This is a genomic window from Galbibacter pacificus (genome assembly GCF_029603165.1).
GTDB classification, from domain to species: Bacteria; Bacteroidota; Bacteroidia; order Flavobacteriales; family Flavobacteriaceae; genus Galbibacter; species Galbibacter pacificus.
In genome coordinates this window covers 924,360-949,646 of sequence record NZ_JAQSVC010000001.1, presented here as the reverse complement: position 1 = coordinate 949,646, position 25,287 = coordinate 924,360, and the positions used below count along the sequence as shown (strand labels likewise).

Here is a 25,287-nt window from a genome sequence, read left to right as displayed (position 1 = left end):
AATTTTTCTATTCTAAGATAAATGATTTTTTTAAGTCGGCATTGGAATTACCGCCAACAAATACTTCAAAATCGCCTGGTTCGGCCACGAAATCCAAATTTCCGTTATAAAATTTTAAATCCTCCGGTTGTAAGGTAATGGTAACCGTTTTGCTCTCGCCTTTTTTTATGAATACCTTTTTAAAACCTTTTAATTGACGTTTTGGAGGGGTGATGCTCCTTACCACATCCCTTAAATATAGCTGAACTACTTCCTCTCCATCGTAATTTCCGGTATTTTTAACCTTGACAGAAACAGTTATCGATTCGCCTTGCGCTATTTTTTGTTTGCTTAGCTGAACATCTGAATATTCAAAAGTTGTGTAACTCAACCCGTATCCAAAAGGAAATAAAGGTGCATTTGGCTGGTCTAGATAATTGGACCTAAATTTTTGAAACTGGTCGTTTTCGGGAGCCGGACGTCCGGTATTCTTCATACTGTGATAAATAGGAATCTGGCCTACGGCACGCGGCCATGTGGCCGTTAATTTCCCCGACGGATTGTAATCTCCAAAAACAACATCGGCTGCGGCATTTCCAGCCTCAACGCCCGGATGCCATACCTGAAGAATGCTTACAGGCAAATCAAACTCCTCTGTAATTACCAAAGGCCTACCACTCATAAGTATCAAAACCACAGGTTTTCCGGTGGCAACCAGTGCATTTATTAATTTTTTCTGCGCTTGGGGAATGCTAATATCCGTTCTGCTTGCGGCTTCTCCGCTCATTTCTGTGGCCTCGCCTACAACAGCCACTACAACATCCGATTTTTCGGCGGCAGCTACGGCTTCCTTCAACAGGGTTTCGGGAGTTTCATTGCTAATCTCAACGCGGGGCCCAAATACATTTATTTTTTTGGCAAGCTCTTTATCATTTAAAACATTACTTCCCTTGGCATAATTAATTGTGGCGTTGGGGGCAATATTATTAAAGCCTTCCTTAATGGTAACAGCATATTTTACGTCTCCAGTTGGCGCCCAAGTTCCCAGCATATTGTTTCTACTGTCGGCCAGCGGGCCAACCAAAGCTATTTTGGCGGTTTTAGAAATTGGCAGTATGTTGTTTTCGTTCTTTAACAACACAAACGAATGTGCAGCCGCTTTCCGGGCTATTTTTCTGTTTTCTTCCGTTAAAATATCCTTTTCGGGGCGTGAAGCATCGATATATCGATAAGGGTTATCCAACAAGCCCAATTTATATTTTGCCTCCAATATTCTTCTGCATGCATTTGTAATATCGGTTTCGGTTACCTTACCTTCATCTAAAGATTTTTTCAATGTACTTAAAAAGCCTTCACCCACCATATCCATATCCAGTCCTGCCTTTAGGGCCAATGCAGAAACAGCTTGCAAGTCGCCTAGGCCATGGGCAATCATTTCGTTAAGCGAAGTATAATCGGAAACCACAAAGCCGTCGAAATTCCAACTATCCCGGAGCAAATCGGTCAACAACCATTTATTTGCGGTTGATGGAACCCCGTCTACATCGTTAAAAGAAGTCATAACACTTGCCGCCCCGGCATCTATTGCGGCTTTGTATGGCGGCAGGTATTGATTGAACATTTTTACATGGCCCATATCGACCGAATTATAATCACGTCCAGCTTCTACGGCACCGTACAGTGCAAAATGCTTAACACAGGCCAGCATTGTATTGTTTGCCGTTAAATCGGTGCCTTGATATCCTTTAACCATCGCTTCTGCAACAGCCGATCCCAGATACGGGTCTTCCCCTGCCCCTTCGGCAATTCTTCCCCAACGTGGATCGCGGGCAATATCTACCATGGGAGAAAAATTCCAGTTAATACCGTCGGCAGTGGCTTCTTTAGCAGCTATTTGAGCCGTGTTTTTAATTAAATCCATATCCCAACTGGCCGAAAGTCCCAATGGAATGGGAAAAGTAGTTTTATAACCGTGAATGATATCTGAACCAAATAACAGAGGGATTCCAAGCCTACTATTTTTTACGGCAATGTCTTGCGCCTTTTTCATCTTTTCGGGACTTGCCACACCAAATAGCCCTCCAACATTTCCTGTTTTAATTTTAGCTTCTACATTTTTACTTACAACTTCGCCGGTGGCAACACCTCCGCCGGGCGTTAATAAGTTTAACTGTCCGATTTTTTCTTCGATCGTCATTTTTTCCAGAAGTTGTTCTACTTCTGGGATTTTCTTTGCATTTTGGGCTATTAGGCTTGTAGTGCCAATAAAACAAAATAATAGGGTTTTAAATATTCGCATTTTTTTAAATTGATATGTTTCTTAAGTGTTGTTCATCTGCAACAAGTTGCCGTTCTTATCTGCCAGGCCTATAAAGCTCCTTGCCGAATTATAATATAATGTCGAAAAAGATTTCTGTTTGCACAGAAATCGACATATTTTTCAGTCTTTGTTTTCGGTGAGTTTATGCGAAAACAGCCACGATAAAAAATCGGGTTCATGAAAAGCCCGATCCCAACTGTTGTGGTTTGCATTATCGTACAATGTAAATCTAGGGGAACCTCCTTCAGCTAACAATGCCTTTACCATCTCAAGGGAATGGTTGGGGTTTACTACATTATCTTGGGCACCATGAAAAACCCAAATAGGGGTATTTACATATTTCTTTACCAATTCTGTACTTCCGCCGCCACAAATTGGGATTGCGGCCGCAAATGTATCGGGCATTCGGGAAAGGATTTCGAAAGTGCCCATGCCGCCCATAGACAAACCTACAACATACACTTGTTGTTTATTTACATAGGGCTTGCTTATATATTCCCGAAGTAGGTCCATGGCCAAAGCCATAGCTTTGGTAGGAGCTTTATCGGTATGAAACTTTAACTTTACGCCGTTATCGGAACGGTCTACACTGGCATTGGACCAATAGCTGTCTTTTGAACATTGCGGAAATATTATTATTGCCGGATAATTTTCGCGGTTTTCCTCGGAAGCAAAAAGGTCGCTACCGTGAATTAACTGACTTTCGTTATCGTTACCGCGTTCTCCCGCACCATGCAAAAAGAAAACAAGCGGATATGCTTTATTATCTGAAAAATTTTCTGGCAACATGATACGGTAACGCAACGTATCGCTGTCTTTAACAAAATTATCTTTTTGGTAAAGGCTTTGTTGCGCCACCATAATCATTGGAAAACACAATATTAAAAAACTAACTAACTTAAATTTATTGTTCATTTTTTTTTGTTGATAGTTGTTTGTTTTTCGTTTCGTTTGTTACTTCTATTTCTTTCAATTCAAAAAATCAACATTCTTAAATGTAAAATCGTGATCGGCATCTTTTTTATAAGCATCCAGCCAAGGGGAATATGTGCTTACCGAAATACGTTTATTATCAATGTCCATCTTAACGATTCTTAAAAATCCATCTCCGCCATTTTTTGAGCCTTCGACGCCTTTTTGATAGTTGGCCAACATTTGGTATACTTTATTTCCGTTTTCTCCAGTAGAAACCAAAGTGCCCACTCCCGATTTTAAAACATGACCGCAAAAAACCATTATAACATTAGGGTGCTTGGCAACCAGTTTATTCCATAATTGCTTTCCGTTATTTACGGCATTATCCCCAGTTTCTTTCCCTACGCCATAAGCCTGCGCCTGCCACCAATCTTCACCATCCTGCCATGTACTGTCTTCGTACAAATATGCATGCGTATTGATAATAATTTTTGCATCTGGATGCGATTTAATAATTTTATTTGCCCATGCTATGGTTTTGTTTCTCGGACCAAACTCTAATGAGAATACAAACCATTTATATCCTGCAATATTAAATTGGCTGCATAGGTTATCTATAGTTCCCGAGGGAAAGGAAGCAAGAAGGTTTGAATTTTGCTTAAGGGCTTCTACCTTAAAAAAATTATTGGCCTTTTCTGTATTTCTTACATCTGCAAATTTCCCCGGAACGCTTCCCATGTCGTGGTTCCCCAAACAAAAAGTATACGGTACTTTTCCGTTGAGCATATTAAAACCCTTTTTCGCAATTTGCCACTCTCCGGTAGAATTATTTTGTGTAATATCCCCTTCGTGAATAACAAATGAAAATCGGTTTTTATTCCTGGCAATCCATTGCATTTGCTTTAAATAGATTTCCGGATGTTCCTCGACATACGATTGCGTATCGGGTAAGACAACAAATTCAAACGAAGTTTTTTCTGGGCTACAACCAATGGTCGCTGCAAAAAAAATACAGGTTATTAATTGCCAAGTAAACCTCATTCAATATTAATTAGAAATCGTAAATCCAAGTTTATCCAGTCCTTTTTGAACATCTTTGTTTCGCATAAACAAACTCCACAATAATCCAGTTCTATAATTCTCAATCATCACTGGAATTGGACCTTGGTCTATCGCCAGATATCTTGGTAAATACCAGTTATCCTGAAGACTAAAAGCATCGTATGGCCCATATTTACCAATTAAGGAATCCTGCTCTTTATACATATACCTTAAAAATTGCATGCTTTCTTCTGGAGTGTATGGCATTGACGACAATGCGGCCGTTGGAGAAATTACGCCCAGATCTTTGTCTCCGGGGTGATGGCCAGCATAACCATTCATGGAATAACTGGAAGTTAGCCCCCAACAATCTTTTCCGTATCCTTTAAAATGCTTTGGATTGTCTACACAATACCTGTACTGAATAAGTGCATGATTGCGATTTAATTGCCAATAATCTCCATACTGATCTTTAAGTCCCTTTGGATTTAAGCCTAAATAAGAATAATGTGCCCAAAATAAGGGTCCTACAGGATCATCATTGTGCTCGTAATGGTCTAATACCGTTGGTAGATCGTAATAAGTGGTACTTTTCGCAATGGCACCGTTACGCGCCCAGCCTTGTTCGTATACTTCTTTAGAAATTGAATGTGTTGGAGAAGCTGCTGCCAAGACATACATAATTAGGCATTCGTTGTATCCACCCACTGGGAAATTCATTTTCCAGCCATTATTGGGCGACCAATGCCAATAGAGTACGTTTTCCTCTTTGGTGTACCAATCCCACTCTACTTCTTCGTACATTTTTTGGATATCGGCTACCAGTTGCTGTTCTCTTTCATTGCCGTCTTTGTAATATTGGGCAACGGTTAAAAGTCCTTGGACCAAAAAGGCCGTTTCCACCAAATCGCCTCCATCGTCGAATTTACTAAATGGTTTTACTGTTCCAGTATTGTCGTCCATCCAATGTGGCCAAGCCCCGTGAAAACGGTCTGCTTTCTTTAAAAAATCTACAATTTTAACATACCTGTCCAAAGCTTGTTCACGGGTAATATAGCCTCTTTCTATCCCTACCAGAATAGCCATTAAACCAAAACCGCTACCACCGGTTGTAACGATGTGTTTATCGTTTGAAGGATAAATATTGTCTAAATGAATACGCTCGGCGGCCAAGCCAGAATTTGGTTGCGCGCCATCCCAAAAATATTCAAAAGTTTGCTGCTGCACTTTATCCATTAAAGCATTGTCGTCTTTGGAGGGCGCAAACTGAGTTTCTTCGTTGGTTTTTTCAGAAGGCGTTTCTACGGCTTCTTTTTCTGTTTTTTTAGAACTGTCACATCCACTTAGTATGAATGTGGCAGCTATAAATGCTAAAATTAATCGCATGAAGGTTTGTTTATTGTTATAAGTCTGCGGCTCTAATATCTTGTATTTCCTGTTGTGTCAATGCTTTGTTATAAATACGCAATTCATCTATTTCACTTAAGTCTGATAAATGCCCCCAACCTGTAAATCTGGGTGATCCAGAACCAATAGATAACAGGTCACAACCAGTCCAATCTACACCTACAAAATCAACCTCTTTAACAATCTGTCCATCTATATAAACAATTGCTTTAGTTGCAGAAATAGTAAATGCAACTTGTACCCAATCAGAGTTTGAAGCTATATCAGCGGCCTCAGCTCCATCGACCCATGTTTCTCCAGAGCCGGTACCTATATTTAACTTAAGCCGTTGATTTCCGTTCGCATTCTCCCTAAAAAACCTAATTCCTTTTGTTCTATCGTTCGGACTATCAGGGTTTTCTTCATCTGGAGGACTAATTACTAAAATCCCTGCTCTATCTGGGTCTGCATTAACTTTGTACCAAAAAGTAGCACTAAATTCTTCTCCCAATAATCCCTCTGTTGGAAATGTTAAATAAGAGTCTGTTGCTCCTAAATATGCATTAGGGCCAACCACACTTTCTCCGGCAAAACTTGGAGAACCTATCTCATTAGCCGTAGTTACACTAACTAATTCTGTATAATCGCCATTAAAAGGCATATAGAAAGTTTCACCATCATAAATTGGCTTATATGCCTCTTTTTTAAGGAAATTCGAAACCTCAGTAGTCTCTTTTCCGTCTGTGTCAATACTTGTTACTATAAGTGTGTGTTCCCCATTGGTTAAATTGGTATATACCAAATCATCAATAATAATCCTCCTATAATCTTTAAAGCTTGAATACTGACCTATGGTCTTACCATCCATTTTTGCTTCTATGGAAGCTACCTCAATATCATCATCAACTTCAAATTTAATTGTTATTGGAATTACATCCTCTTTTACTTGTATTTCCAACCCATCAGCAGGAAAATTAATTTTTACGATGGGAGGGGATTGATCTGGCCCTGGATCTACTTCAGTTATGGGATCTATTCCATTATCGCAGCACATCAATGTATAAGCTACAATCATCCCGAATATATATAATGCTTTTTTCATTTTATTTACGTTTAAATCGTTCTTTAATTACTTAAAAGAGGAAGTTCATCAACTTGTTCTTGCGGATAAGGCAAAAGTTCTTTATCCCCAGAGAAAGTTCTTCCTTCATAATTTAAATCATCATAATCATCAACCCGGATTAAATCATAATAACGTTTCCCCCATTCCAAGGCTAATTCGGCAAATTTCTCATCCAATACCTGCTCAGTAGTCACATTAGAAAGTGCAGCCATATTTACCCGCTCTCTTACCATATTTACTGCATCATCAGCTGTCATGCCCATGCCACTTGCACCACGGGTAAGAGCTTCAGCATACATTAATAATACTTCAGCATATCTAATCATGATATAATTTTTATTGCTCCCATATTCAGTACGGCCGGGAATTAATTGATTCGACGGCAAGTAGTGTTTTCCACTTGAAAACATAGCTCTAACATTATCGTTTATGACATCTCCATCCCGTGTAGTATTTGCTACAAAGCTTGGTAGGGTTTCATTTCCAGGATGTTGCTGAATTTGCGCTATTCCTTCATTTGTAAATAACACACTTGTTTCCAAACGATCTGTTTCCCCTCTATCCAGCATGAACAACACATATTTTAAACTGGGTTCGTAAAACCCCCATCCGCCAGATGCTCCTGTAACTGATGGTGTCCAATTTGCCGGCCCATATGGAGCATATAAATGAGATTCTCTGTCTCCGGAACCTTGTCCATAATCTGAAAATTGTAATTCCAATAAATTCTCGTCGCTTAATTTACCCGGTGTTTTAAACAATTCATAATAATCCGGATACAGCTTAAATAAGTTAGATCTTATAATCTCTCCAGTAGCATCTGCAACTGCTTGGTAATTACCAATTTCTTGATTTGCCAATGCTTTTACGGCATATGCAGTATAGGCTGTTATCGCACCAGGAAGATCTACACGCTGGTTGGGTCGGACTTTAGGCAGGTTGGGTATTGCTTCGTCCATTTGATCAGAGATAAACTGCATTACTTCCTCTTTTGTTGGCAATTCTTGAACTCTTGCTTCTTCGGCTATATTAGAAGAATCTACAATAAAGACATTTCCCCACATTTCAGACAGATAGTAATGGTCTACAGCCCTCATTACCTTTAACTCTGCTTTGTATTGTTCTCCTAACTTAACTCCATCGCTATCGGCATAATCCTGATATTTGTTTATCTCTTCTATTGCTGCATTAGCTTTTGCAATGTCTCCGTAAAAAGCTTTCCATGCACTGTTGTACATCCAATTATTGGCATCGTATTTATACACATCCGTATCTTGATAGACGGCCTGGTCTCCAGCTGCATTTACATCATCTCCCCTTACTCCAATTAATAAGGGAACTTCCCAACCAGTATCATAAAAGGTATCGTATACACCAATTAACGATAATATCATATTATCTGTTTTTGTATAATCGGTATTTCCAGTAAAGTTATTGTTCAATTCTGGTTCGTCAAGTTTATCTATACATCCACTTGTACTAAGTAATATGACTAGTAAACAGATTGTTTTTATTTTATAATACAATTTCATGGTTTTTATATTTTTATGTTTACACCTAATGTATATATTGCTGGGACTGGATATGTTTGATTGTCAAATCCATCAGGCACTTCGGGATTAAAGCCGTTATACTTAAATATTGTCAAAGGTTTTTCGGCAGTGAAATAAATTCTGGTCTGTGGAATTTTTTCTTTTTTTATGGTATAACCCAAGGTTATATTTTGAATTCTGAAAAAATCTCCGTCTTCTACATAAAATGTATTCAATTGATAATTCCAAGGTTTACGAAGTCCCCCAGAAGAAGGATAGCTATTACTAGTTCCCTCTCCGTGCCAACGATTAACAAAAAAGTCCCTATCGACATTGGTATCTGGGGTATAACGATATTCTCCTCGTTTTCTATTAAGTATTTTATTCCCTCCCTGTCCTAATGCAGACAATGAGAAATCGAAATTTTTATAATTTAGGTTAAAATTGAACCCGTATGAATATGTTGGAATAAACGAACCCAATACGGTTCTGTCGTCACCATTTATTATACCATCTCCATTTCTGTCCTTAAACTTAAAATCCCCAGGCACCAAACCATTATCAATAGCAATTGGATCGGCTTGTATTTCAGCATCATTCTGGTAAACTCCATCAACCTCCAGTCCATAGAAAGCAAATAACGTTTCCCCTACAATGCTTCTACGTTGAAAATCCGAACTCCCGAAATTTAAATATTCCTGTCCACCAAGGCTCAGTATTTTATTTTTAAGTGTGGATAAATTTCCTCCGATACCATAGCTAAAATCGTCGGAAACCTGTTTACTCCAATTAAGGGAAACTTCAACACCTTCATTACGGATCTCTCCAACATTTTCCCTAGTCTCTCCTGCAATCAATAATCTTGAAACAGGGATAACTGCATTTTTTGTATCCCTCCTAAAGTAATCTGCTTCTAAAGAAAGATTATTGTTAAATAGCCTTGCCGATAAACCAGCATTTATTTCTTCTGTAAGTTCCCAACGGAGAGCCGTGAAATCATTTGAGGCCTGTAATCCACTGTACATGACATCTCCAAAATCGGTAGTTACAACAGTTGAGGTTAGTGCCCCTTCACTGGAGGCTACGTTATCATTTCCCAGTTTACCCCAGCTACCTCTTAATTTCAAAAAGTTTAACACATCGTTTTCTGGGAAAAAAGACTCTTCGCTTATTACCCAACCAGCACCAACAGTTGGAAAGTAACCCCACTTTTCTTGATACTTATTAGTTCCATCTGCACGAAAGGTTCCATATAATAAATATCGACTGTCAAAATTATAAGCTATTCTTCCAAAATAAGAAAGCCCATATTCTCTTTTTCCATCATCGCCCACTCCATCGACATCTATTGTTTGAGCTTGGTCTATATAATAAGCCTGTTCTCCATTTGCATAAGGAAAATCTATCCCTTTTGCCTTTAACATCTCATAAGATTCATCCCTGAAAGATGTACCTGCTAAAAGGGTTATATTATGTTTACCGAAACTATTATCGTATGTTAAAGTATTATCCCATATTTGATTGGAATTGGTTCTGTTCTCTTTTGTTATTTCGGAATTTACTCTTTGTACGCCTTGACCTATTGTATATGGAAATCTAAGATTCCTAGCCTCTACTGTTTCAAAACTATGGTTATACGCTGTTTTGAAAGTCAATTTATTTGGGATAATACTAATTTCAGCATAAAAATTGGCTAAAATATTTCTTATTTTATCTCTATTTTCGGCAAACTCCATAGTAGGAAAAGGGTTTTGCCCATTTCTATACCCTAAATCTTTAGCATTTGCATATGGAATTGGAGATGCTTCTGTATTTAACTCGTCATAAACTGGCAAGGTAGGAACCGCATAATACGCTTGACGCCATGCTGAAGCTTCCGGGTTATAACGAACAGCATTACTAAATACAGTGTTCCCTCCAACTTTAAGCCAGTCATTTACTTTAAAATCTATTTTGCTCCGTAAATTGAGTCTTTCGTATTCATTTTTCATGTTTAAAAGGCCTTCTTGCTCAAAATAGTTAACCCCTAATGCGTAAGTAGCACTTTCTCCACCTCCACTTAAACCTATATTATGGTTAGTAATTGTTGCCGGTCTTATAATCTCATCATACCAATCTGTATTTACATTAGGGATATTAGGGTTAACCCTACTTCTTCCATAGCGTTGCATTGCATTATCCACAAACTGCATATCAGCTGCGAGTCCTGTTTCATTTACATACTGCACAAACTGTTCTGTATTGGCCATTTTAACAACATTTTGAGCTATTTGATATCCCGTATAACCATCATAAGTTAGTTGAGGTTTTTGATTTATTGATCCAGATTTTGTTTCAATTAGAACAACCCCATTAGCAGCTCTTACACCATATATAGCAGCTGCAGAAGCATCTTTTAAAACTGAAATTGATTTAATATCAGAAGGATTTAAAAAATCTATGTTATCATAAAATCCTCCATCTACTACATACAAAGGTCCTGATTCGTCTGTAGCATAAGAGCCAACTCCCCTTATCCTAACGGTTGGGGATTGCCCTGGAGTACCATTATTTACTATTTGAAGACCTGCTACCTTACCTTGTAAAGCTTGCATTGGTTGAGCTGCAGGTGTTTTTTCAATCTCTTCAGATTTCACTGTTGTAATGGCAGAAGTTAAATCTTTACTCTTTTGTGTACCATAACCAATAACTACCACTTCATCAAGTTCATTGGTTGAAACGGTTAAAGAAATATTAATTTCTGTAGAATTTTCTATAACAATTTCTTGAGTATCCATTCCAACGTATGAAAATACAAGTATATCGCCTGTATTTGCTTCTATGGAATAATTCCCGTCAAAATCGGTTTGCGTTCCAGTGGTCGTCCCTTTAATCAATACCGAAGCTCCTGGCAATGGCATGTCTTGATCGTCGGTTATAACCCCGGTGATTGTTTGTTGCCCGAAAGCGGTTATGCAACAAAACAATAAAAATGTCAATAAATGATTTTTCATTACTCTTACATATTAAAGTTAGCTTCTTAAAATTATCACAAACTACATCGATGTAGTAAAATTATACCTCACCTTGAATACATCAAACATATTAAACACTGAAAATCCTAGTGTTTTCAGCAATTTAAAGCATGTTAAAAATAAAATGTAGGATGGGAAAACTAAATATGATGTAGTAATGATGTATTTTTGTATTGGCAAAACATTAATTTACAATGCCATTTTTTATCAAATTATCGCTTAAAACTTAAAATTTTATGATTTAATCAATTCAAATTTCGTTAAAACAATTTTTATAAGACCGAAAAACATATTGCTTTATTCCCTTTGGCTCCTTAAATATAAGCAATTTTGGCTGTTTTTATTTTAAGTATTAAGCTAAAATACCTTATACATTCATTAAATATTCATTTATATTTTGTTCGGAAGATAACTCTAGTTTTTTTCTTAAACGATATCTGTGAATTTCAACTCCCCTTACCGATATGCTCATCAATGGCGCTATTTCCTTACTGGATAAGTTCATCTTTAAATAGGCACATAATTTAAGATCTTTTGAAGTTAGCACATCCGGATGTTTTTTCAATAAGTTTTTGAAAAAGGAATCATGTATTTCATTAAAATTGGATTCGAATATTTCCCAATCGTTGGCATTATTTATATTTCGGTCTACGCTTTTAAGTAGTTTATTATAACGTACCTTGTCTATAATTTCTGATTTAAAATAGAGCAGTTCATCTTTGAGCTTCATCAAAATCTCGTTCTTTTTGGTCATTTCAAGGGCCGTATTTGCCAGCTCTTTTGTTTTGCCCTTCAGTTCCAGGTCGTGTTGCTTTTTTTGCAGTTCGTTTAACTTTTTCTCGTGACGGAGCGCTTCTTCTTTTCGGTTTAGTTCTTTTTCGTGCTCAAACTGATCTTCGAGATATTTTTTGTGCCTAATAAGCATATATTTGTTAATAGTGACCACAAAAAAAGTAAGTGCGGCCAATATAACCATTAACAATATTATTCCCCAGACACCCATGTACCAGGGCTTTTTTGTTTGTATGGGTATGGAAACTCCCAAATTGGATATTTTGGCCTTGACCATGGAATTTATATTTAATTTGGTCTCGCCAAAAGGCAGGTTGGTGAGCATGATCTTACCATTGGGAACTTTCCTGTAATCGGTTTCTACATCATCTGACAATGAATAAACAATAGTATTGTTTGATAAAAAAGGAACGGATGTTTCGACTATTATAGTATCACGCTGCTTTAATGAAAAAACGGTATCTAATGGCTGCGGGGTTCCATTTTTTAGTATCCTGTTTATTTTTGGCTTAAAAGGAGCGCTGCCGGCTGTTATTTTTTGAGGGTTGATTGCCAAAATATCATTATAAAGAGCTATCTGTATTAAAGAATCGTTTACCACAATTGCTTTTTCGTCGTTTTTTAAAAGTCTGTTGTTGTAATAGCGAAGTGGCAGGTAAAATTGAGAGTCTCGACTATTAAGGTCTTCCCTTACAAAGAGCGTCCCGTCCGATTTTTTAAACACAATGGGTTCAATATCCTGATCGGTTATCGGGTAAGCATCCTTGTCCTTGCCCAAAATAGTATTTAACGATTCAAAAGGAACTATTTTTTCTTCTAAAGGATTGTATACAAGCCATTCTTTTTCGTTGTAAAAAGCTATTTGCCCTTCTATTTTAAAGAGCTTTATCATGTAGCTATTTGCAAAATCCTTAGTATACTGCTTTTCTATTTTGGTTATTTTTTTATAATCTTCAGAAAAATGAATCCGGAAAACACCTTTATATGCATGTGCCACCCATGCTATGTGGTCTTTCTCAAAAACCAGCCTTTTAACAGGAAAGTCTATTCCTTCAATATTAATTGCTTCCCAACTGTTATCTCTTTTGGTATACAAGGTCAATCCTGAGTAATTTCCTTGTACGTAAGTATCTGGACGGCCTTTGATTTCCCTAAAAACATAACCGCCGTTTTGAGGCGAAATACTTTCCCATTTTTTATTTTTAATTTGATAGGTCCCTAAATTATGGCCGCAAACTATTACATCGCCAACCAATGTCAAGTCCCAAATATGGCCTTGCGAACCATCTATAAAGCTAATCCCGTTGTCCCCGCTCACATACACTCCTGTATTGGTAGCAATGTAAGTATCGCCATTATAAACAACCATGTCGTACACTCCGCCAATGTCTTCTTTTGATGGATTTAGGTAATAAGCATTAAAATGTATGGGAATAGCAGAGACTCCATTGTCCAACGACAGCCATAACATTCCACGCTCGTTAAAAACACTGCCAAGTACCGTATTGTTCTGTAGCCCGTTTTGAACATTTAAGTTGTAATAGCGTTGCGATTTTATATTGAATACATATACCCCGTTTTTAATGGTGCCCATAAAAATAAAATCCTTGCTTATCGTAATTTTATTAAGCTGATTTTGCTTTGAAATAGCATTAAAAGGATGGTTCCAAGGTCTTAGCAATTTACCGTCCCATATAAAACAGCCATTTAAGGAAGTCCCTATTAACACCTCATTGCTGGAAATGGCATTTACGGTTTGGACTTTGTAGTTTTTTAACGCCTCGGTTTCTTTTAAAAGGATTAAATGAAAATCAACCAGCTCGTAAATTCCTTTTTCCCTTCCAAAGACATAAAAATGGCCATTGGCCACATTGGCGCCCATAATTGTAGTTCCAGGCTTGATAACTTCTATTTTACCGTTCCTGTAGATAAAAAGACTGCTGAAGGATTTAAATATAATTGCATCTTTATATTGATAAATTCCCCAAATGGATTCGGTTTCTATATTTTTAGCCTCGATTTTTTCGCTTAAACTGTAATATTTTAATTGGCCCGTTGAAGTTTTTTCCCAGTAACCAAATTCTTCATAAGAGCCTGTATAAATCTTTTTGTCAATATAAGCAACCGAACGGACTATAGTTTTATTAGGGAGTTCATAAAACCGCCATTGAATGCCATCAAATTCCAGCAAACCTTCATTATTGGCCACATAAATATTATTGTCTCCATAAGTTATGCCCCAGTTTTGAATTCCGGCTTCGTAATCATGAACGTTAAAATTATGTATTGGAGGTCTGTGCTGGCCATTTACCATGAAAAACGACAAAAACAGCCATACAGAATAAAATACCTTATAGAATTTACTAACAAACATCTTTAAGTGAAATTTCTTTTAAAATACTACTTTCGAGTACAATTATCAATTGTTTTTTGTTGAGGCCTTAAAATAGAAGCGTTTCTTTTATCTTTACATCAATTCTGTTCAACACAAAATTTTAAACGAAAATACATATAATGACCGAAAATCTTATTTTAATTTTCACTGCATTTATTTCTACCATTCTTGGTGCTTTTTTAGGTATTTACATACAAAAATTAAAAAACAAAGGGAATGAAAGTACATTTCAGGAGCGGGAAACCCAGTTACTGCACAATATAACCAATCTACAGAATGAGGTTGAAAAAGAAATTGCCGCAAAAGAACAGTTGAGGAACGAAAAAGACAGCCTTGCCATACAATTTTCTAAAAAGGAAGTAGATTTTGACAACCTAATGGAAAAAAACAGGGAACAAAAAGCCGAAGTGGAAAAATTACAGGAAAAATTCACAAAGGATTTTCAGATTTTAGCCAATCGAATTCTTGAAGAAAAATCGGAGAAATTTACACTTCAGAACAAAGAGAACATAAAAAATATTTTGAGTCCGCTTCAAGAGAAAATTCAATTTTTTGAAAAACGTGTAGAAGACAGCAATAAAGAGAGCATTACACGCCACTCGGCATTGCAACAACAATTAAAGCATTTGCAGGAGCTAAACCTACAAATTACAAAAGAAGCCTCTAACCTTACCAAAGCACTAAAGGGCGACACCAAAATGCAGGGAAACTGGGGCGAATTGGTTTTGGAGCGCGTACTTGAAAAATCTGGACTAGAAAAAGGGAGTGAATATACTGTACAGAATAGTTTTACCACAGATGAAGGAAAACGTGTATTGCCAGATGTAATTATCCACTTACCGGACAATAAAAAAATGATTGTCGATTCTAAAGTATCTTTAATTGCTTATGAGCGCTTTGTAAATGAAGAAGATGAAATGCTCAAGCCCGCACTGCTCAAAGAGCACGTAAACTCCATAAAAAAACACGTAGACCAATTAAGTGCCAAAAATTACCACGAGCTCTATAAAATTGAAAGCCCTGATTTTGTACTACTCTTTATACCGCTGGAGCCCGCGTTTGCTACAGCCTCTCAAGAAGAGCCCCAATTGTACAACATGGCCTTTGAAAAAAACATAGTTATTGTTACCCCTTCTACATTATTGGCAACATTGCGTACCATTGACAGCATGTGGCAAAACGACAAACAGCATAAAAACGCATTGGATATTGCCACACAGGCCGGCCGGTTATACGACCAGTTTAAAAACCTGCTGGACGATCTTGAAAAAGTGGGCAAGCAGCTACAAACGGTACAAAACACCTACTCTTCGTCCATGACCAAACTAACCGGGAAAGGAAACCTGCTTACGCGTGTAGAAAAATTGAAAAAACTAGGTGCCAAGGCTAGCAAGCAAATAGACCAAAAATGGCTAAACAGAGCCTCTGAAATAGATGATGAAGATGAATTGCCCGAAAACCCACAAGAGAAATTATTGTAAGTAGACAACTATCAACCTTCATGAATATGACACCAAAATTTAAACCTGTTTCGGCTTCCAGGATTGAAATATCCGAATTAATGTTGCCTTCGCATTCTAATTTTAGCGGAAAAATTCACGGTGGATTTATTCTATCGCTTTTAGACCAAATTGCCTTTGCATGTGCCTCCAAACACTGTGGTTCGTATTGCGTAACTGCATCTGTAGATACGGTGGATTTTTTAAAACCTATTGAAATTGGGGAATTGGTTACCATGAAAGCTTCCGTAAATTTTGTTGGTAACACGTCTATTGTAATTGGCATTCGGGTAGAGGCCGAAAACATACAAACCGGCGTTGTAAAACACTGTAATTCCTCTTATTTTACAATGGTTGCCAAAGATAGTGAAGGAAAAAGCGTGAAGGTTCCCGGACTTATCCTGGAATCTGAAAACGATATAAAACGATTTTTCAAAAGCATTAAAAGAATGCAGTTGCGCAAAGAGCGTACCGCATATGCCAATCAGCTTGACTATACCGTGAATCAACTTGTCCATGAGCTAGAAGGTTATAATGTTCAGATTGACATATAAACACATCGTTTGAAAAGACGATATTTATAATTATCGCCTAAAAAGACGATATTTGGAATTATCGTTTAAAAAGACGATATTTGATAACATCGGGTAATAACCCAATAAATTATAGCTTTATTAAAAGATGACAAGCGTTATAACAGGTGACATTATAAGTTCCAGAAATATAAAAAATCCGGAAGAATGGCTTGAGCCACTAAAAAAAGTGTTTGTTGGCATAGCATCTAACCGGGATTGGGAGATATATAGGGGCGATAGTTTTCAAATTGAAATAAAAGACATTCGGGAAACGTTTTTAATGGCAACATTGATAAAATCTACAGTAAAAAAAATAAAAGAGCTCGATGTGCGTATGGCTATTGGCATTGGGGAAAAAACGCACGATGCTGCAAGCATATCCGAATCGAATGGTTCTGCCTTTATATATTCGGGAGAAAAATTCGAGACCCTTAAAGAACAAAAGATTAATTTGGCCATAAAGACGGACCACAAAGAACTTGACGATGAACTAAACTTATATTTCAAGCTTGCATTAATAGCCATGGATAATTGGACAAAAAGTTCTGCCGAGATTGTTAAGATAAGCATTGAAAACCCAAATTTATCACAGAATGCTATTGGACAATTAATAGGCATTAAACAAAATACTGTTAGTGAACATTTAAAAAGGGCTTCTTTTGATGAGATTATGGAACTGGACTGTATGTACCGAAAAAAAATAGGCATTTTATAAAACATTAAAAATGGAGTTGTTTTTAAAGCTATTCTTAGCACATTTATTAGGAGATTTTACTTTTCAGTCTAAAAAATGGGTCGCTGAAAAAGAGGAAAAAAAATTACGTTCGGGAAAACTTTATTTGCATGTATTGCTTCATAGTGTACTGGCAGCACTATTTGTTTGGGATATAAATTTATGGTACATCCCATTGATTATAGGTATTTCTCATTTTTTTATTGATGCGGGAAAGCTTTTATTTCAGACAGAAAATAATAAAAGGCTCCTTTTTTTTGTAGACCAAATTTTACATATAGCCGTCATTTTAATTATTTGCCTGCTCAATAATCCATCAGCTATAACTATTGAAGACATTTTTGGGAAACAATTTCTGTTGATTGTTTCTTCGATTATATTTTTAACGCACCCAACTTCCATTATCATTAAAACCCTTATTTCTATTTACACGCCTAAAACCGAAATGGACAAGGGCGACTCTCTTGAAAATGCTGGAAAATACATAGGAATGCTGGAACGTTTACTGGTTTTTGTTTTTATAGTTACTAACCATTGGGAAGGCGTGGGCTTTTTAATTGCCGCAAAGTCTATTTTTAGGTTTAGCGACCTTACCGAAGCCAAAGACCGCAAACTAACCGAATATATATTAATTGGTACGCTTCTTAGTTTTGGAATTGCTATTATGGCTTCCCTCCTGTTTATTTTCTTTTCTTGATATTGCAATAATTTTAGAACAAAAAAAGCTGCCAAATTTCTTTAGCAGCTTTGCATTTTTATCAAACCATTAGCAAAAATGTATTTTACTTACTTAAATACATTTTTCTTCTTTGGTATAAATCGTAGAAATCATCGTCTCTTAAACTATCGATAAACAAAATGCTTTCTCCTGTACTTTTCATTTCGGGACCCAATGTTTTATTAACGTTCGGGAACTTATTGAAAGAGAATACCGGTTGCTTTATGGCATATCCTTCTAATTTCGGGTTGAAATTAAAGTCCTTTATCTTTTTCTCGCCCAACATTACTTTGGTAGCATAGTTTACGTACGGTTCTTTATATGCTTTTGCAATAAACGGCACCGTTCTGGAAGCGCGTGGGTTGGCTTCAATAATGTACACCTTATCATCTTTAATGGCAAACTGGATATTGATTAGCCCAACTGTATTTAGTGCCAAGGCAATTTTTCTGGTATGGTCTTTAATCTGCTCCAATACCAAGTCGCCTATGTTGAATGGCGGCAAGGTTGCGTTGGAGTCTCCAGAGTGAATACCACACGGTTCAATATGTTCCATAATTCCAATAATGTACACATCTTCCCCGTCGCAAATCGCATCGGCTTCAGCTTCAATGGCGCCATCAAGGTAGTGGTCCAAGAGCAATTTGTTATTTGGTATTTTTCTCAACAAATCTACCACGTGTTCTTCCAATTCTTTTTTGTTGATTACAATTTTCATTCCCTGTCCACCCAATACGTATGAAGGTCTTACCAAGATTGGAAAATCGAGCTCATCGGCCAAGGCAAGAGCTTCATCGGCGGTTTCGGCCACGCCAAATTCCGGATAAGGAATATTGTTCTCTTTAAGCAATGTTGAAAAACTTCCTCTGTCTTCGGCCAAATCTAAAGATTCAAAACTGGTCCCGATAATTTTAATTCCGTATTTATCCAGTTTTTCTGCCAATTTAAGTGCCGTTTGCCCCCCAAGTTGAACAATTACCCCTTCTGGTTTTTCATGACGGATGATATCGTAGATGTGTTCCCAGAAAACGGGTTCGAAGTACAATTTATCGGCCGTATCAAAATCGGTTGAAACTGTTTCCGGGTTACAGTTTATCATAATGGTTTCGTAGCCACATTCGGCAGAAGCCAATACCCCGTGCACGCAACAGTAATCAAACTCAATTCCCTGTCCTATTCTATTTGGTCCAGAGCCAAGAACCACAATTTTCTTTTTATCGGAAACTATACTTTCGTTATCCGAAAAACGTTTTCCGTCGGCCGTTTCAACTTCATCTTCAAAAGTTGAGTAATAATATGGCGTCATGGCCTTAAATTCGGCAGCACAGGTATCTACCAATTTATAGATCCTGTTTATGTTAAGTTCGTCGCGCTTGGTATGCACTTCGCTTTCCCAACAATTAAGCATGTGTGCTATTTGCCTGTCGGCAAAGCCTTTTTGTTTTGCTTCCAGCAACAAGCTTTTGGGCAAGGTTTCTATAGTATGCGTAGATATTTCTTTTTCAAGGAAATGCAGTTCTTCATATTGCCTCAAGAACCACATGTCTATTTTGGTAATTTCGTGTATACGGCTTAACGGAATACCCATCTGGATGGCATCGTATATTACAAATACACGGTCCCAACTGGCATGTGTAAGTTTATCTATTATCTGGTCGTAATCTTTATATCCTTTTCCGTCTGCGCCAAGGCCGTTCCTTTTAATTTCAAGAGACTGCGTTGCCTTGTGCAATGCTTCTTGAAAAGAACGTCCAATTCCCATAACTTCACCAACACTTTTCATTTGTAGGCCTAATTCCCTATCGGAACCTTCAAATTTATCGAAGTTCCACCGTGGTATTTTTACAATTACATAATCCAAAGTGGGCTCGAATAAGGCTGAAGTAGATTTTGTAATCTGGTTGTCCAACTCATCCAGTGTATAACCTATGGCCAATTTGCTGGCAATTTTTGCTATTGGGTAACCCGTTGCTTTTGATGCCAATGCAGACGACCTGGATACACGTGGGTTGATTTCAATGGCAATAATATCTTCTTTTTCATCTGGGCTTACGGCAAATTGCACATTACATCCTCCGGCAAAATCCCCAATGCTTCGCATCATGTGGATGGCCATATCCCGCATTCTTTGAAAAGTCCTGTCAGAAAGCGTCATGGCGGGAGCAACGGTAATGGAGTCTCCGGTATGGATCCCCATGGGGTCCATGTTTTCAATGGTACAGATAATAACCACATTGTCGTTATCGTCCCTTAAAAGCTCCAGTTCGTATTCTTTCCACCCCATCAAGGCCTTGTCTATCATTACTTCATGGATTGGTGATATTTCCAGTCCACGGCTTAAAAGTTCGTCAAAATCTTCTGGCTTATGGACAATGGAAGCTCCGGCTCCACCTAAGGTATAAGAAGCCCTGATTACCAACGGGAACCCAAACTCCTGGGCTATTTCTTTTCCTTTTAAGAAGGAAGTCGCGGTTGCCTGTGGCGCCATTGGAACCCCAATTTTGTCCATAAGCTCACGGAACTTTTCGCGGTCTTCGGTTATGTTTATGGCATCGATATCGACCCCAATGATTTTCACCCCAAAATCTTCCCATATGCCTTTTTCATCGGCTTCTATACAAAGGTTCAACGCCGTTTGACCGCCCATGGTTGGCAACACTGCATCTATATTTGGGTGTTTTTTTAATATTTCAACAATAGATTTTGTGGTAAGTGGTTTTAAATACACATGGTCGGCCATAGAAGGGTCTGTCATGATTGTTGCAGGATTGCTGTTAATCAAGATGGTTTCTATACCGTCTTCTCTCAATGACCGTAATGCTTGCGACCCGGAGTAGTCAAATTCACATGCTTGTCCAATAATAATAGGGCCAGATCCTATTATGAGTATACTCTTAAGTTCTTTTCTTTTTGGCATTTTTTAATAAAGTGTTGTATAAATATAAGATGTTGTTGGATATAAAAAAAGGTGTTACTAATAAAAGTAACACCTCTATATTTTAATAATCAATATGACCATTATTTCTTATGTCTTGGTTCAGAAGAAACTGATAATTTTTTTCTGCCTTTTGCTCTTCTGCTGGCAAGCACCTTTCTCCCGTTCACAGAGGCCATTCTTTCTCTGAAACCGTGCTTATTTCTTCTTTTTCTCTTTGAGGGTTGAAACGTTCTTTTCATTATTAAATATCTTTATCTTCTTTGTAATTCTATCTATTAACGGCTTGCAATGTATCTTCACAAAAGCGCGGCGCAAATATACAAAGACTTTTTACTTTGACAAATACCTTTTTAAAAATATTTTTATTTGTTTTTATTACCTTTGCCCCTCAATTGAAAATTCCCAATATGTTCAACAAAAATATAAAACTAGTAATAGCTGGACTTATCCTTGCATATGCAATTTATCAATTTATTGAAGGCCAAATAGGCAATGGTATTTTTTTAATCCTACTTGCCGGAATTTTTGTGTTCCTATATTTTAGAAATGAAATGATTTTACTTGCCTTTTTAAGAATGCGAAAACAGGATTTTGCCGGCACCCAAAAATGGCTGAACAGAATTAAAAACCCCGAAAGCGCACTTATAACCAAGCAACAGGGATATTACAACTACCTAAAGGGCATTATGTCTTCTCAAACCAACCTAACGGAAGCCGAAAAATATTTCAAGAAAGCCTTGAAGCTGGGCTTATCGATGGATTACGACCTTGCCATGGCCAAATTGAGCCTTGCAGGTATTGCCATGCAGAAAAGACGTAAACGCGAAGCTACCATGCTTTTAAATGAAGCCAAAAAACTGGACAAACAGAACATGCTGAAAGATCAAATAAAAATGATGCAGCAACAGATGAAGAAAATTTAGTCTTTGGTTTTTGTATGAATTAACTACCAAGCTAAGCGTTTTTTCAGTTCAACTTCAATTCCGATAATTCAAGGGGATTACGCACTTAATAGTCAATGTGTTGGCAAGTTAATCTTTGCGCCATTTTTTGGTGATTTCAAAAATATGGTTCAATATAGCTTTCTCCCCAGCCGTAAACTCATAGCCCCGACGCTGCATCATGGCCTCGGCCGTTTGATATGCTTTTTCGGGTTTATAGGTTACAAAACCAGCCGCACCGCCCCAACTAAAACTAGGTATAAAATTGCGCGGGTATCCGCTTCCAAAAATATTGGCGCTCACACCTACTACCGTTCCGGTATTAAACATGGTATTAATACCGCATTTGCTATGGTCGCCCATTAAAAGGCCGCAAAACTGTAACCCTGTTTTTGCAAAACTTTCGGTTTCGTAGTCCCAAAGCCGTATATGCGAATAATCGTTTTTTAAATTAGAACTATTGGTATCTGCACCTATGTTGCACCACTCGCCCAACACGGAATTTCCCAGATACCCTTCGTGCCCTTTGTTGGAGTTGCCAAATAAAATAGAGTTGGTAACCTCTCCCCCTATTTTACAACCGGGGCCAATAGTGGTTGGCCCATAAATACGTGCGCCCATTTTTACCACCGAGCTTTCTCCAAGAGCAAAACCGCCACGGATAATGCTGCCTTCCATTACAAAGGAATTCTTGCCCAAATAAATGGGCCCTGTCGAGGCGTTTAACGTACAGAACTCAATGCTAACGCCTTCTTCCAAAAAGATGTTTTCGGGCGAAATTACATTGTTGCTACTGGGCAAGGGCAGGCTTGTTCTCCCGGAAGTTATCAAATCGAAATCGGCTTCAATGGCCTCCCCGTTTTTAGAGAACAGATCCCATGTATTTTGTATCTGTATAATTTCGCCTTCATATTCAATGGCTTCATACGCACTTAGATCTACTTCTTCTTGAGCTTCCGTAGTAAAAAAGGCTACAACTTCTTCTCCGTAAAAAATAGCCTGTTCCGGTTCAAGGCCTTTTATGAGTTCGGTTATATCTTCATTTGGCAAAAAAGAAGCATTTATAAGAATGTTATGTTCCATTTCCACCATGGGGTACTTGTCGGCAAGATATTCTTCGGTAATCGTGGTGGTTGTATAGCCCAGGTATTTTTCCCACTTTTCGCGAACCGTTAAAATCCCTATGCGTATGTCTGCCACCGGACGTGTATATGTAAACGGAAGCAGGGCATTACGAACAGGACCATCAAAAAGAATATAGTTCATGGCGTACAATTTTTTATTTTATTAAAGATAGGATATTGATTGGTATTTCTAAAAAAGTTTACGCCCTAAGAAGCAATTTATGGGTTCATTGCTGTTTTCTGGGTATGTAAACAAAAAAAACCCCTGAAAAGTATCAGAGGTTTTATTGAAATATATAAGTTTCTTATTTTTTGAACTTTGCGTATTTGTTCTTGAACTTATCTATACGTCCAGCAGTATCTACCAATTTAGACTTACCTGTATAGTAAGGGTGCGATGACCTAGAAATCTCCAATTTAATAACAGGATATTCAACACCGTCAACTTCTATCGTCTCTTTAGTTTCTGCTGTAGATTTTGTAATAAATACATCTTCATTAGACATATCTTTAAAAGCTACTAATCTATAATTTTCCGGATGTATACCTTTTTTCATCGCCTTAATATTTTTAAACTTCAGAATTTTTTCGAGGTGCAAATTTATGCATTTATTTTGGATAACCAATTTTTTTGCCCCGAAAATTGCAAGTATTTTTTTTATTCACATGAGTTGTAACAAAATTAAAAGAATTACCACTAATTTTATATAAAAACTTAATTAACTATTCAAAAAAATGGAAAATACACAACCAACAACAGGAAAGTTTGCTTTGAAGTATGGAATCATCACTTCGGTAATCGGAATTGCTTTTAGCTTGATGCTACATTTTATGGACATGCAATATTCACAAAGTACGGGTGTACAAATAGTTTCTACTCTTATCTTGGTATCCCTTGTCATTGTTGCCATTTATCAATTTAAAAAAGCAAACGACGGCTATCTTGAGTTAGGGCAAGCACTTAAAGTGGGAATGGGCGTTGCAGCAATTGCCGCTGTAATAACAGTGATTTACCTTGTATTGTACATAAACTTTATTGAAGTTGATTACCATGATAAACTGGCCGAAATTACCAGAGCTAAAATGATTGAAGCTAATCCTGATTTAAGCACAGAACAACAAGACCAAGCTATTGAAATGCAACGCAAGTTCTTTTGGGTTACTTATCCAATAATTTTAATTTTCAATATTTTTATTGGCTTTGTTGTATCATTAATCACAGGACTTATAATGAAAAAAACCAAAAGTGAAATGTAATTTATATCTTTGATATTTATTTTTAGATATAAAGAACATTCATGGATATATCAGTAGTTATACCACTACTCAACGAACAAGAGTCTTTACAGGAATTATACGATTGGATAGCAACAGTGATGCAGTCCAATCGTTTTTCTTATGAAATCATTTTTATCGACGATGGAAGCACCGACACTTCCTGGAACACTATACAGGCCCTGGCCAGTACAGATCCAAATGTAAAAGGTATACGTTTTTTAAAGAATTTTGGGAAATCGCAGGCCCTGCATGCGGGCTTTCAGCTAGCCAATGGGAATGTCGTGATTACCATGGATGCCGACCTTCAGGACAATCCCGAGGAAATCCCCGAACTCTACAAGCAGATTAAAGGCAATAATGCCGACCTTGTTTCTGGATGGAAAAAAGTACGTTACGATTCCGTTCTGGCAAAAAACCTTCCTTCCAAACTATTTAACTGGGCCGCCAGACGGACATCGGGTGTTAATCTGCACGATTTTAACTGTGGCCTAAAAGCCTATAAAAACACTGTTGTAAAATCTATTGACGTTCATGGCGAAATGCACCGTTACATCCCGGTTTTGGTCAAAAACGCAGGTTTTACCAGAATTGAAGAAAGGGTGGTAAAACACCAGGCACGCAAATACGGAACCACAAAATTTGGCATGGAACGTTTTATAAACGGTTTCCTGGACCTCATTACCATTTGGTTTTTATCCAAGTTTGGAAAGCAGCCCATGCACTTATTTGGAGCATTGGGCGTTATTATGTTTATTATCGGGTTTGGCTTTGCCGCCTATATAGGCATAGACAAGCTCTTTATCAATCCGCATGGTAGGCTTATAGCGCTCCGCCCGCAATTTTACATTTCCCTTATTGCCATGGTTATAGGGACACAGCTTTTTATAGCAGGTTTTTTAGGAGAACTTATCCTACGCTCTAAAAAACAGGAAAAAAGATATAAAGTTTTGGAAACTGCCAATTTATAATAAAAACTACATAATT

Annotated in this window: 19 protein-coding genes; 7 read left to right on the top strand and 12 right to left on the bottom strand. The window is 37.5% G+C overall.

What is annotated here, in order from left to right:
- Window positions 1–7 precede the first annotated feature (7 nt).
- The 8 genes from bglX to PSF86_RS03875 form a co-directional block, all read right to left on the bottom strand.
- Entirely contained in the window at window positions 8–2,278 is a 2,271-nt protein-coding gene (gene bglX, locus PSF86_RS03910) for a beta-glucosidase BglX (RefSeq protein WP_277898736.1), read from the bottom strand.
- A gap of 141 nt (window positions 2,279–2,419) precedes the next feature.
- Window positions 2,420–3,214: a carboxylesterase family protein gene (locus tag PSF86_RS03905; protein WP_277898735.1), complete on the bottom strand. Its 795-nt coding sequence runs from the start codon at window positions 3,212–3,214 to the stop codon at window positions 2,420–2,422.
- 54 nt (window positions 3,215–3,268) lie between these two features.
- Entirely contained in the window at window positions 3,269–4,255 is a 987-nt protein-coding gene (locus tag PSF86_RS03900) for a metallophosphoesterase (RefSeq protein WP_277898734.1), read from the bottom strand.
- A gap of 6 nt (window positions 4,256–4,261) precedes the next feature.
- The gene (locus PSF86_RS03895) at window positions 4,262–5,641 is read right to left on the bottom strand and encodes a glucoamylase family protein (protein ID WP_277898733.1); all 1,380 of its coding nucleotides are present in this window, start codon (window positions 5,639–5,641) and stop codon (window positions 4,262–4,264) included.
- A 16-nt stretch (window positions 5,642–5,657) separates the two neighbouring features.
- Entirely contained in the window at window positions 5,658–6,716 is a 1,059-nt protein-coding gene (locus tag PSF86_RS03890; protein WP_277898732.1) for a LamG domain-containing protein, read from the bottom strand.
- 50 nt (window positions 6,717–6,766) lie between these two features.
- The gene (locus PSF86_RS03885; RefSeq protein ID WP_277898731.1) at window positions 6,767–8,296 is read right to left on the bottom strand and encodes a RagB/SusD family nutrient uptake outer membrane protein; all 1,530 of its coding nucleotides are present in this window, start codon (window positions 8,294–8,296) and stop codon (window positions 6,767–6,769) included.
- 5 nt (window positions 8,297–8,301) lie between these two features.
- Window positions 8,302–11,289, bottom strand: coding sequence for a SusC/RagA family TonB-linked outer membrane protein (locus tag PSF86_RS03880; RefSeq protein WP_277898730.1), 2,988 nt, complete (start codon window positions 11,287–11,289; stop codon window positions 8,302–8,304).
- 388 nt (window positions 11,290–11,677) lie between these two features.
- Window positions 11,678–14,476 carry a helix-turn-helix and ligand-binding sensor domain-containing protein gene (locus PSF86_RS03875; RefSeq protein WP_277898729.1) on the bottom strand — a complete coding sequence of 933 codons (2,799 nt, stop codon included), beginning with the start codon at window positions 14,474–14,476 and terminating at the stop codon, window positions 11,678–11,680.
- A 140-nt stretch (window positions 14,477–14,616) separates the two neighbouring features.
- Here PSF86_RS03875 and PSF86_RS03870 point away from each other — a divergent pair, with 140 nt between their 5' ends.
- The 4 genes from PSF86_RS03870 to PSF86_RS03855 all read left to right on the top strand — a co-directional run bounded on the left by PSF86_RS03870 (window position 14,617) and on the right by PSF86_RS03855 (window position 18,001).
- A complete protein-coding gene (locus PSF86_RS03870; protein ID WP_277898728.1) occupies window positions 14,617–15,978 on the top strand; it encodes a DNA recombination protein RmuC in 1,362 nt (453 codons plus the stop codon).
- Between the two features lie 26 nt (window positions 15,979–16,004).
- Window positions 16,005–16,550: an acyl-CoA thioesterase gene (locus tag PSF86_RS03865; protein ID WP_277898727.1), complete on the top strand. Its 546-nt coding sequence runs from the start codon at window positions 16,005–16,007 to the stop codon at window positions 16,548–16,550.
- A 127-nt stretch (window positions 16,551–16,677) separates the two neighbouring features.
- Window positions 16,678–17,286, top strand: a complete 609-nt coding sequence (locus tag PSF86_RS03860; protein ID WP_277898726.1) for a SatD family protein — start codon at window positions 16,678–16,680, stop codon at window positions 17,284–17,286.
- Window positions 17,287–17,296: 10 nt separating this feature from the next.
- Window positions 17,297–18,001 (top strand): DUF3307 domain-containing protein, encoded by a 705-nt coding sequence (locus PSF86_RS03855; RefSeq protein ID WP_277898725.1) that lies wholly within the window; start codon window positions 17,297–17,299, stop codon window positions 17,999–18,001.
- Window positions 18,002–18,086: 85 nt separating this feature from the next.
- Here PSF86_RS03855 and carB read toward each other — a convergent pair whose 3' ends face one another.
- A complete protein-coding gene (gene carB, locus PSF86_RS03850; protein ID WP_277898724.1) occupies window positions 18,087–20,939 on the bottom strand; it encodes a carbamoyl-phosphate synthase large subunit in 2,853 nt (950 codons plus the stop codon).
- 101 nt (window positions 20,940–21,040) lie between these two features.
- Entirely contained in the window at window positions 21,041–21,199 is a 159-nt protein-coding gene (gene rpmH / locus PSF86_RS03845) for a 50S ribosomal protein L34 (RefSeq protein WP_105217492.1), read from the bottom strand.
- A gap of 168 nt (window positions 21,200–21,367) precedes the next feature.
- Between rpmH and PSF86_RS03840 the strand changes: the two genes are divergently transcribed.
- Window positions 21,368–21,883, top strand: coding sequence for a DUF2892 domain-containing protein (locus PSF86_RS03840; protein WP_277898723.1), 516 nt, complete (start codon window positions 21,368–21,370; stop codon window positions 21,881–21,883).
- A gap of 108 nt (window positions 21,884–21,991) precedes the next feature.
- Here PSF86_RS03840 and PSF86_RS03835 read toward each other — a convergent pair whose 3' ends face one another.
- Together PSF86_RS03835 and PSF86_RS03830 are read right to left on the bottom strand one after the other, a co-directional pair.
- Entirely contained in the window at window positions 21,992–23,167 is a 1,176-nt protein-coding gene (locus PSF86_RS03835; protein ID WP_277898722.1) for a GlmU family protein, read from the bottom strand.
- Window positions 23,168–23,330: 163 nt separating this feature from the next.
- Window positions 23,331–23,582, bottom strand: coding sequence for a type B 50S ribosomal protein L31 (locus tag PSF86_RS03830; RefSeq protein ID WP_277898721.1), 252 nt, complete (start codon window positions 23,580–23,582; stop codon window positions 23,331–23,333).
- Between the two features lie 178 nt (window positions 23,583–23,760).
- Between PSF86_RS03830 and PSF86_RS03825 the strand changes: the two genes are divergently transcribed.
- Both PSF86_RS03825 and PSF86_RS03820 read left to right on the top strand, forming a co-directional pair.
- Window positions 23,761–24,282, top strand: a complete 522-nt coding sequence (locus tag PSF86_RS03825; protein ID WP_277898720.1) for a DUF4199 domain-containing protein — start codon at window positions 23,761–23,763, stop codon at window positions 24,280–24,282.
- Between the two features lie 41 nt (window positions 24,283–24,323).
- Window positions 24,324–25,271 carry a glycosyltransferase family 2 protein gene (locus PSF86_RS03820; protein ID WP_277898719.1) on the top strand — a complete coding sequence of 316 codons (948 nt, stop codon included), beginning with the start codon at window positions 24,324–24,326 and terminating at the stop codon, window positions 25,269–25,271.
- Window positions 25,272–25,287: the final 16 nt, after the last annotated feature.